Annotated in this window: 8 protein-coding genes and 1 pseudogene; 7 read left to right on the top strand and 2 right to left on the bottom strand. The window is 49.1% G+C overall.

Going from position 1 to position 8,901, the window contains the following annotated elements; genetic code table 11:
• Window positions 1–115: 115 nt before the first annotated feature.
• Window positions 116–181 (bottom strand): annotated as a pseudogene (locus tag EAE92_RS13730) (NadS family protein); the annotation flags it as partial.
• Window positions 182–346: 165 nt separating this feature from the next.
• Here EAE92_RS13730 and EAE92_RS13725 point away from each other — a divergent pair.
• The 3 genes from EAE92_RS13725 to EAE92_RS13715 all read left to right on the top strand — a co-directional run bounded on the left by EAE92_RS13725 (window position 347) and on the right by EAE92_RS13715 (window position 3,479).
• Window positions 347–1,441, top strand: a complete 1,095-nt coding sequence (locus EAE92_RS13725) for a terpene synthase family protein (RefSeq protein ID WP_214068476.1) — start codon at window positions 347–349, stop codon at window positions 1,439–1,441.
• Window positions 1,442–1,667: 226 nt separating this feature from the next.
• Complete coding sequence (locus tag EAE92_RS13720; protein WP_339959384.1) at window positions 1,668–2,144, top strand: CesT family type III secretion system chaperone; 477 nt, start codon at window positions 1,668–1,670, stop codon at window positions 2,142–2,144.
• A gap of 36 nt (window positions 2,145–2,180) precedes the next feature.
• Entirely contained in the window at window positions 2,181–3,479 is a 1,299-nt protein-coding gene (locus tag EAE92_RS13715; protein ID WP_214068475.1) for a Tle-like phospholipase domain-containing protein, read from the top strand.
• Window positions 3,480–3,574: 95 nt separating this feature from the next.
• On the opposite strand, the gene ampC is transcribed toward EAE92_RS13715, so the two are convergent.
• On the bottom strand, window positions 3,575–4,732 hold the full coding sequence (gene ampC, locus EAE92_RS13710) for a class C beta-lactamase (protein WP_214068474.1): 1,158 nt from the start codon (window positions 4,730–4,732) through the stop codon (window positions 3,575–3,577).
• Window positions 4,733–5,132: 400 nt separating this feature from the next.
• Between ampC and agaR the strand changes: the two genes are divergently transcribed.
• From agaR to agaV, 4 genes are read left to right on the top strand one after another with little or no spacing between them, the layout of a single operon-like run.
• Window positions 5,133–5,906 carry a transcriptional repressor AgaR gene (gene agaR / locus EAE92_RS13705; protein ID WP_214068473.1) on the top strand — a complete coding sequence of 258 codons (774 nt, stop codon included), beginning with the start codon at window positions 5,133–5,135 and terminating at the stop codon, window positions 5,904–5,906.
• A 35-nt stretch (window positions 5,907–5,941) separates the two neighbouring features.
• Window positions 5,942–7,237 carry a D-tagatose-bisphosphate aldolase, class II, non-catalytic subunit gene (locus EAE92_RS13700; RefSeq protein ID WP_214068472.1) on the top strand — a complete coding sequence of 432 codons (1,296 nt, stop codon included), beginning with the start codon at window positions 5,942–5,944 and terminating at the stop codon, window positions 7,235–7,237.
• Window positions 7,234–8,451, top strand: a complete 1,218-nt coding sequence (locus EAE92_RS13695; RefSeq protein WP_214068471.1) for an AgaS family sugar isomerase — start codon at window positions 7,234–7,236, stop codon at window positions 8,449–8,451. The genes EAE92_RS13700 and EAE92_RS13695 overlap by 4 nt, the downstream gene beginning before the upstream one ends.
• Window positions 8,417–8,899, top strand: coding sequence for a PTS N-acetylgalactosamine transporter subunit IIB (gene agaV / locus EAE92_RS13690; RefSeq protein ID WP_181147811.1), 483 nt, complete (start codon window positions 8,417–8,419; stop codon window positions 8,897–8,899). The genes EAE92_RS13695 and agaV overlap by 35 nt, the downstream gene beginning before the upstream one ends.
• The last annotated feature ends 2 nt before the right edge of the window (window positions 8,900–8,901 follow it).

Genomic DNA, 8,901 nt, shown 5'->3' with positions numbered 1-8,901 from the left:
ATTTATCAGATGAACATGAAGAAAATGTGATTAATGTCACGCAAAGTGGCTAATTAATCGCCATCAATGCCGATTTTTCATATTGAATTCTTTGATTAATAAATCGCTCAATAGCTCCTTTTTCAATTTTCACCATTTCTTCTGCACTAGCTAGAAGATCAGCAAACAATTCATTTTTCATAAATACCTCAGCCGGAGTTGCCTCTTTACCGGTAATTTTGATAGCAGTGTAAGTGTTGGCAGAAAACGAGTTAGTAAGATTGGTAAAAAATCCTATGTCCATCTATAACTTAATTGCCACCGAATCATCATTTGTTAATAAATTACTTTATGGAGCCAATTATTTGTGAATATTATTAAAATTCCCTCTCTGCCCAATCCATTCCCATATATGTCACATCCATTAGTCAATGTAGAAGATCCGGAAAATTGCGAAATTGAAGCAGCTACGCGTGAATATGCGGATCGCTTCCGTTTATACAGTAACGAAACACAGCGGCAGCGTTTATGGCAAATGGGAAGTGCACGGTTGGCAGGGTTGTTCTATCCAAAGGGGAGTAAGGAGTTGTTACAAGTCGGTTCAGATTTTGTAATGTGGGTGGTTGCCTATGATGATGAATACTGTGATGAAGGGCCATTAAGCGTAAATCCTACCGCTTATATACATAATGCCGCTCAACTACAGCGTACGCTAGAATCCCCCGAGTATTTGGTAAATAATGACCGTTATGCTATGGCTATGCGTGATTTACGTATCCGAATTGAGTGCTATGCATCTCCTGAGCAAGTAGGTCGTTTTATTGAAGGAATGCGCACTTATTTCATGGTTGAAATGTGGAAAGCTGTGGAGCCAAAACCTTTGCTCAACGATTATTTGGTGATGCGTATGTATGGTGGGGGTAGTTGGGCACTTCTTGTGCTAGGCCATATTATCGCAGGTATTAATATTAGCCAGGATGAGTTAGAGGATCGCCGGGTTCGTGCATTGTCAGAAATGATGGGATGCCTGACAGCATGGGATGGTGAATCTTATGCTTATGCTAAGGAACAAGAGAGAGCTGTAGATGATAAGGAACATAATGTTATTAGTGTCATATGTCGACAATATGGTTATACGGTTGAACAGAGCATGGAGCATTATTGGGAACTGCGTTGGCGGGTAGTTAGCTTGTTCTTGCGGTTACAAAAAGAGGTATTGATTACCGCATCTCCTGAAGTTTGTGATTACATTAATGGATTGACTGCCTATTACAGCGGTAGTTTGGTTTGGGTGCGTGATAATAAGCGTTATTGTTCCGTCAGTGGTCTTTCCTACGACAATCTATTTGAAGGGGGATTGTTCACTGATATCCTGCCGCCGGAAAGTTTCGAATCGTTGGGGCTTCCCTCTTTTGAGTGGTGGTGGGAATACGATCCGGCTCGTAAAACTCATATGAATTAACCTAATGCTACTGGGATAACACCTGTCGGCCAAGTTGGGTGCAGTAGATTCGAACCGTACTTGCACGGTGCGACCCAACTGCCGGTAAGGCGCTATTTCGACGTCGATATAAAAAACTTCGCCCCGGAAATAAATCACGGCTTGCCGGTGATTGTTAACATGCTCACACTTTCTATTGCGTGCGAAACCCTTGGTCTGTAAGGGATAACGAGCGGAGAATATCATAGTGAAAGCATATCAACAGACAGTATCGGAATGGTTGCGCCTTGCGGGTGAACGTCAAGGCGTGGCTTTGAGCATTGGCGGCGATGGTCACTGTACCGTGCCTTTCGGCCAAGGTGGAGAGTGCGTCGTTGAAGTACCGGACAACGACGACGTTCAGGCATTTTATCTCTATATTCCTTTGTTGCGATTACCGGTAGATGAATCGGGCCAGTTGATGCTGACTCGGGCTGCCCTTGAGTTGAATATGTTTGGTCTTACCACCGGCGGCAGTCAGATCAGTCTGGACAGTCGTACCAATTATTTGGTGTTGAGCTTCTCCGCGTTGATCGAGATGTTCGATGAAACGACATTTATGCAGACTTTGGGGGAGTTTCTCGATCTTGGGATCAGCTTGCAGTCTCAGTTTCAGGTGATCAGCACCCAGCAGAATGGAGCATCTGCGCCGCATCCGTTACCCGGATCAGCCATCGCATGCTAAGTGACAGTCATCTGAATAACTAAGGAGAATAATAAGATGTCTATTCAAGGTATTGGGCGCTCTCCCAGCGCCACGGCATTGGCGCCCCTTTCGAACGGAGAAGTACAGGCGCCATCTCGTAATAATAATGTTCATCATCATCTTGCCTCCCATTACACCAGTACTGGTCTTGGTACTCAGGTGTCGCCGGGCAAGGTGCTGACCACTACACTGAAATATCTGACATTGAGCGCCCCGGCTCGCAAGATTGGCACTGCCATACAGGGAGGACATGACTCCCATGCGCAGAGTGCCAAAGGTAAGGCGCGTTACTGGACTGGGGCCATTATCAAGGGATTGGCTAATATCACGGGCGGTGCTAGTAGTGTAACGAGCGGTGCAATTTCAGTCGGTGTCGCAGGCGTTAAAAACTTGGCGGAATCCACCGGGCGTTTGCTGGCGTCCTCTGCCTTGGGGCTGGCTGGAGCGGGCGCGAAGGGAGTTTCGCATCTACCGCTTGGCGCGTCTGATCGTTTGCAGGCTGGAACGCGTGCCGAACAATTGCTGAATTCTGCCAAGGTTATCGCCAAACCCGCGTTTGTGGCTAAAGCAGAGCAAGAGCCGTTGAATGCTGTGGGAGCTAAAGCAGTGATGGATGCGGCCCAATTGGCGAGAATCAGTTGCTCCAGTAGCTATCGGGATATGCCCGCGGGTTACAGCCATGCCGCTTTAGCTGATATCCCGTCCTCAATACTGGCTCGCCGGGAGGATGGCACTGGCGGAACCGGCAGTGAGTTAACCCTGCATGTTCGTCCCAGCAAGGGGCAGGATGATCCTTTAATCCTTGAGGGAGATGGCTGGTCAGCGCTCAAGGTCGCTGTCTACAAGCGTGACGACACTATGGTGCTCTCCTTCGTGGGCACTCAGCCAACCAAGCGTCCTGGTACTGTGAAGAGTGATGTCGGCGCGGCTTTGGGGATCAAGGACAGCGCGTTTCAGGATGCTGACCGCTTGGTCAAAGCCTTTACTAAACAATATGGCGGTAAGGTTGAGGTTCTGGGCCACTCTTTGGGCGGCGGGCTGGCGCAATATGCGGGCATTAAACATGGGATCAAGGTCACTGCATTCAACAGCATGGGTTTGCATGTAGGATTGCGGGATCGGTTAGCCGACAAGTTGGATAGTGCCAACGTCACCCACATCAATACCAGTAGCGATCCGCTGAGTCAGAAGGCCGAACATGGTATTTGGGGTCTGGATGCCTCTTCTCAGGTAGGCAAGCGTTATGTGATTGAGCATTCAGGTGGTCACCGTATGGAATCGGTGACCGCGGGTTTGGAAGCCTTACTGGTTTAACGACTCGATATGTCAGGACAACGCCTCCTGGGGAGGCGTTGTCGCTGCTAACAGACACTGTATTGAAAAACATAAGCATTTAACGCAATTGCGCGTTATTTCAGCGCTTTGAGGATTTGCCAGGCTGCTTTGATGCGAGCCTCGTTGGGGTAGTTTTTGTTGGCCAGCAGCACAATACCCATTTGCTCTTGCGGCACAAACGCGACATATGCTCCGAAGCCATTGGTGGAACCGGTTTTATTGATAAAAAGCGCATCCGTTGGCGGCTCTGGCGGCGATAGTTCCGTAGTTTTATTGGCTTGAAAAGCGAGCTGCGCCGAGTTGCCGCTCAGTACCTGCTCAAGAGTAACGGGCCAGTGATAAAGCTCCCAGCCCAGCCCTTGCGTCATCTCACCCACTCGGTAATAACCGGTGTGGGTTGCCCGAATGGCCTGTGCCAGTTTGCTGTCACCTACGCGGGAAGGATCAATATTTGCGTCAACGAAGCCGATCAGCTCCTGTGCGCTGGTTTTCAGACCATACGCTTCTTCATCCAGTATGCCGGGGTTTATGCGAATCGGTTTATTCTCTTTTGAATAACCCCATGCATAATTTTTCATCTCCTGCTCGGGGACGTTAAACCAGGTATGGCGCAGGCCAAGCGGTGAAAGAATTTGGTTTTTCACCAGTATTGAGTAAGGTTTTTCAAGGCGTTGGGCAACGATATAGCCCGCTAGGCCAATGCTGGGATTGGCGTACTGGCGGTAGGTTCCGGGCGTGTATTTTGGCTGCCAGTGCTGAAACCAGTCCACCATTTTGCTATTGCTGTCGATCTCATCAGGGAATTGTAACGGTAGGCCGCCCGCAGTATAAGTGGCAATATTCAGCATGTTTATGTTGTCAAAGGCGCTGCCTGCAAGCGGTTGAAAATGCTGGCTAGCTTTATCGGAGAGGGAAATAGCTCCTGTCACTTGCGCCCAAGAAATCAGGCTGCCGGCAAAGGTTTTGCTGACTGAGCCTAATTCAAAGATTGTCTCTTTAGTGACCGGCGTGTTGCTCTCTTTTGACGCGTCACCGTATTGATAGAAAAAATGTTGACCGCGGAAAGTCACCGCAATCGCCATTCCTGGAATGTCATATTCCTGCATCAGAGAATGTATGGTCTTATCAACAGTATTTGTTAGACGGGTCTGATCGGGTGTATTCGAGGCTTGAGCGCCGAGAGAAGCGGCAAGCAGCAGCCCGCCAGTCAGCACCGAAAATTGTTTTGTCATGTGGCGTGTCCTTAAATTACAGTGAGAGTTTTCAGTCCGGGATTTTATCAGGATTTATATACCCAATCACAAAATTTGTGATCTTTATCACCTGACAAAATAAAACTTTGCGGTTGCTGATTGAAAACCAAGCGCTTTCGTTTTTTTATATCAATTGTCACCCAAAGTGTGGATAAAAACTGATTTTTGGGTAACTAGCCAGTAGCCAAGAAATTTAACGTTTCTTTTCGTTTTGTTTCCAATCGAAATCTTTTATGCTGATTTTTGTCTATATAATAGACTGTAATAGCGATCACAATTTCGTTTGGTTGCTTTTGCTGTAATTAAACCGAAAGAGAGGGAAAGCAATTCATCACAGGCGGCATAAATTTATCGCTGAAAATCTGAGGAGTATAATGGAATGGCTGTGGATACCGTAAAAAGACGTGAACAGATTATCGACTTGTTGTGTCATGAAGGCAGTGTGCGTGTTGAGCATCTGAGCACCCGTTTTGGGGTTTCCAGCGTCACTATCCGTAATGACCTGCGTTATCTAGAGCAAAAAGGTTGTGCATTGCGTTCCTATGGCGGCGCCATGTTGAATCAGCAATTCGCCTTTGATCGCCCCTTGCAAGATAAAGGCCGGATGAATCGTGATGTGAAATCGCGTATTGCGGCCAGGGCGGCACAGTTTGTTCAGGACGGTGATGCCCTGATCCTTGATTCCGGCTCGACTACCACGCAAATCGTACCATTTCTTAAAGAACGGCGTGATTTGGTCGTCATGACTAACGCGTTGAATATCGCCTATGAACTGGCGGGGTTTGACCGGATGGAGGTGATGGTGCTTGGCGGAAGTGTGCGTCAGAACTCCTACTCGCTCTATGGTCCGGCTGCGGAACAACAATTACGTCAATATCGCTTTGACACCCTATTTCTTGGCGTCGATGGTTTTGATCTGGAAGCAGGGATAACCACGCCACATCCCGGTGAAGCTCACCTTAATCGCGTAATGTGTGAGGTGGCGCATGAAATTATCGCGGTGGCGGATGCCAGTAAATTTGGGCGCAGAAGTTTTTGCATGATCCGTCAAGCTGGACAGATTCATCGGCTGATTACTGACAGTCGGATCCCCGATAACTACAAGCGGGCATTAATTGAACTCGGCGTGGATGTGGTTATTGCCGACGAATAGTTCTTACCGAGATTTTTGCCCGCATGGGAGACACCATGCAGTCATTATTACAACTTATCCGTCGTCATAAATCAGGTGAAGCGGTGGGGATCTATTCGATCTGTTCCGCTCATCCTTGGGTATTGGAAAGCGCTTTACGCGTCGCTAAAGAGCGTAAGACCTCGGTACTGATTGAAGCAACTTCTAATCAGGTCAATCAGTTTGGCGGTTACACAGGGATGCAGCCGGCTCAATTCCGGGATGTAGTTTGGCAGCAGGCCGATCGCATTGGGTTGCCGCGTGATCGTATCTGGTTAGGAGGCGATCATCTTGGACCAAATGCCTGGCAGGATCTTCCCGCTGAACAGGCGATGAAACTGGCTGAAACGTTGATACACGATTATGTGGAGGCGGGGTTTCGTAAGATCCACCTCGATTGCTCGATGTCTTGTCTGGATGATCCAACGCCGCTGGGCGACAACGAGGTTGCGGTACGCGCGGCTCGTTTGTGTCAGGCGGCTGAACGTTGTTGGCGGCAGGTGGGGGGCGAACCACCGGTTTATGTGATAGGTACCGAAGTGCCGGTACCGGGCGGAGCTAAAGAAGCATTAGAAGGAATGCAGGTCACTACGCCTCAGGCTGCGGCTACAACGTTGAATGTTCATCAACAAGCCTGGCGACTGGCTGGATTGGAACCGGTATGGCCGCGAGTGATTGCGCTGGTGGTGCAACCGGGTGTGGAGTTCGATCACCATCATATCGAACATTATCAACCTGAACGTGCAGCGGCGCTGAGTCAATATATCGAATCTCAACCCTATTTAGTCTATGAAGCCCATTCCACTGATTATCAAACGGCGCGAGCTTACCGTGAATTGGTACGTGATCACTTTGCCATTCTGAAAGTCGGTCCGGCTTTGACTTTTGCTTTACGTGAGGCGTTGTTCGCACTCGATAAAATCGATAGTGAATGGAATGGGGAACAGGGCGCGGCTCATCTGTGCGCCACGCTGGAACAGGTCATGCTTGAGCAACCGGAGCACTGGAACCGCTATTATCACGGTACGCCGCATCAACAGTTTATTGATCGTCAATACAGTTTGAGTGATCGCGTTCGTTACTACTGGCCGCATCCTCAGGTACAACAGGCAGTGGATACTTTGATGGATAACCTGCGTTGTCGCCCGGTTTCCCTTTCACTACTGAGTCAGTACCTGCCTGAGCAGGCGCAGGCGGTTAATGCCGGCAGGCTGGATAATGACCCACACGCTTGGGTGTTGGATAAAATTCGTTCTGTGCTCTTGAGCTATGCGCAGGCTTGTGAGCCAGAGGTACAAGGAGTTTTAACATGAATGAGCTGTTTTCCTATACCGAAGTCTGGTTGCGTGAGCATCATGCGTTGCATACTGCCAGAGAGATCCATCAACAGCCTGAGCTTTGGCGTCAGTTATATCAAAATCTGCAATGTGAGGAAGGGGTGTGGCGGCCCTTTTTGCAGCCTTTATTATCAGATCCAGAGTTACAGATAGTGCTGTGTGGCGCAGGTTCTTCCGCGTTTATCGGGCGCACGTTGGCGCCTTGGTTGCGTGAGCAGTGTGGACTGAATGTAGTCGCGTACAGCACCACAGATATTGTGCCTTCTCCTTTGCAATATCTCGATCCAACACGTTCAACCTTGTTGATTTCCTATGGGCGGTCGGGCAATAGCCCGGAGAGCGTGGCGGTGGTAAAACTGGCGGATCAACTCCTGCCACGCTGTTATCACCTGATGCTGACCTGTAATCCCGGCGGCGCGTTAGCGCGTTATGCCGAAGGGCGCGCTCACGTCTGTTCGTTGAATATGCCACAGGGTGCTCATGACCAGAGTTTTGCTATGACGTCCAGTTTCAGTTGTATGACGTTAGCAACAGTGTTGCTGCTAGGGCCGTTGACATTGGAACAGAATGGAGCGTCGTTGATGGAGATGATCGCGTTGTGTGAGCGGGAAAGGGGGCAGTGGCAGGCACAGGTTAAGCGGCTGGCCTGCAGTGGTTTTAAACGCATGATGTGTCTAGGCTCCAGTTGTTTTACTGGGATAGCCGAGGAGGGGGCGCTCAAGATGCTGGAGTTGACCGCCGGGTATGTCGCCACCCGTTACGACTCATCAATGGGGGTGCGTCATGGGCCGAAATTTATGATCGAACGCGATACGCTGGTGGTCATGATGCTCTCTGCTGATCAGCATCGTCGTCGTTATGATCTCGATCTTTGGCATGAACTGAATCATGACGGATTGGCGTGTCAAATTGTTGCACTGAGTGGCACACAGGGGAAAGGGTTCACGGTGATTAATAGTGAACAAGACGATATCTGGCTGTTGTTCCCCTATTTGATATTTTTGCAGATGTTAGCGTTTGAAACCTCGCTGGCACTGGGCATAACGCCAGACAATCCATGTCCGACAGGGGAAGTCAACCGCGTGGTGAAGGGGGTGGAAATTTATCCTTATCATCCACCGTATTCACCAAGAATAAAATGTAGCAGGAGTGATTATGTCGATACCGAATATTTTAATGACCCGAATTGATAACCGGTTGGTGCATGGTCAAGTCGGTGTGACCTGGACCAATTCACTGGGGGCCAATTTGGTATTGGTGGCTAACGATCAAGCTGCCGGTGATTTGATGCAGCAAAATCTGATGGATATGGTGGTTTCTGATGGGGTTCAGACGCGTTATTTCACCCTGCAAAAAACCATTGATGTGATTCATAAAGCGGCTGAACGCCAGAAAATTTTCATCGTCTGTAAAACGCCGCAGGATGTACTGACGCTGGTAAAGGGCGGAGTACCGATCCGCTTCGTTAACGTGGGCAATATGCATTTTTCTGAGGGAAAGCGTCAAATCCATAAGACGGTTTCGGTTGATGACAGTGACGTGGTGGTGTTTCGTGAACTGGAGCAACTGGGCGTCACTTGCGAAATTCGGCGGGTGCCGGATGAAGCGGGAGAACCTATCGCCAAATTGCTGGTGTGAGG

It is taken from the genome of Photorhabdus hainanensis (assembly GCF_018448965.1).
Taxonomy (GTDB): Bacteria; Pseudomonadota; Gammaproteobacteria; order Enterobacterales; family Enterobacteriaceae; genus Photorhabdus; species Photorhabdus akhurstii.
Note: the sequence above shows the minus strand (reverse complement) of the source record. Positions and strands in the feature narration are given on the sequence as shown.

Coding starts and splice junctions, on each gene's coding strand:
- agaV (WP_181147811.1), top strand. CDS start 8,417: ATGTCGATACCGAATATTTTAATGACCCGAATTGATAACCGGTTGGTG.
- EAE92_RS13695 (WP_214068471.1), top strand. CDS start 7,234: ATGAATGAGCTGTTTTCCTATACCGAAGTCTGGTTGCGTGAGCATCAT.
- ampC (WP_214068474.1), bottom strand. CDS start 4,732: ATGACAAAACAATTTTCGGTGCTGACTGGCGGGCTGCTGCTTGCCGCT.
- agaR (WP_214068473.1), top strand. CDS start 5,133: ATGGCTGTGGATACCGTAAAAAGACGTGAACAGATTATCGACTTGTTG.
- EAE92_RS13700 (WP_214068472.1), top strand. CDS start 5,942: ATGCAGTCATTATTACAACTTATCCGTCGTCATAAATCAGGTGAAGCG.
- EAE92_RS13715 (WP_214068475.1), top strand. CDS start 2,181: ATGTCTATTCAAGGTATTGGGCGCTCTCCCAGCGCCACGGCATTGGCG.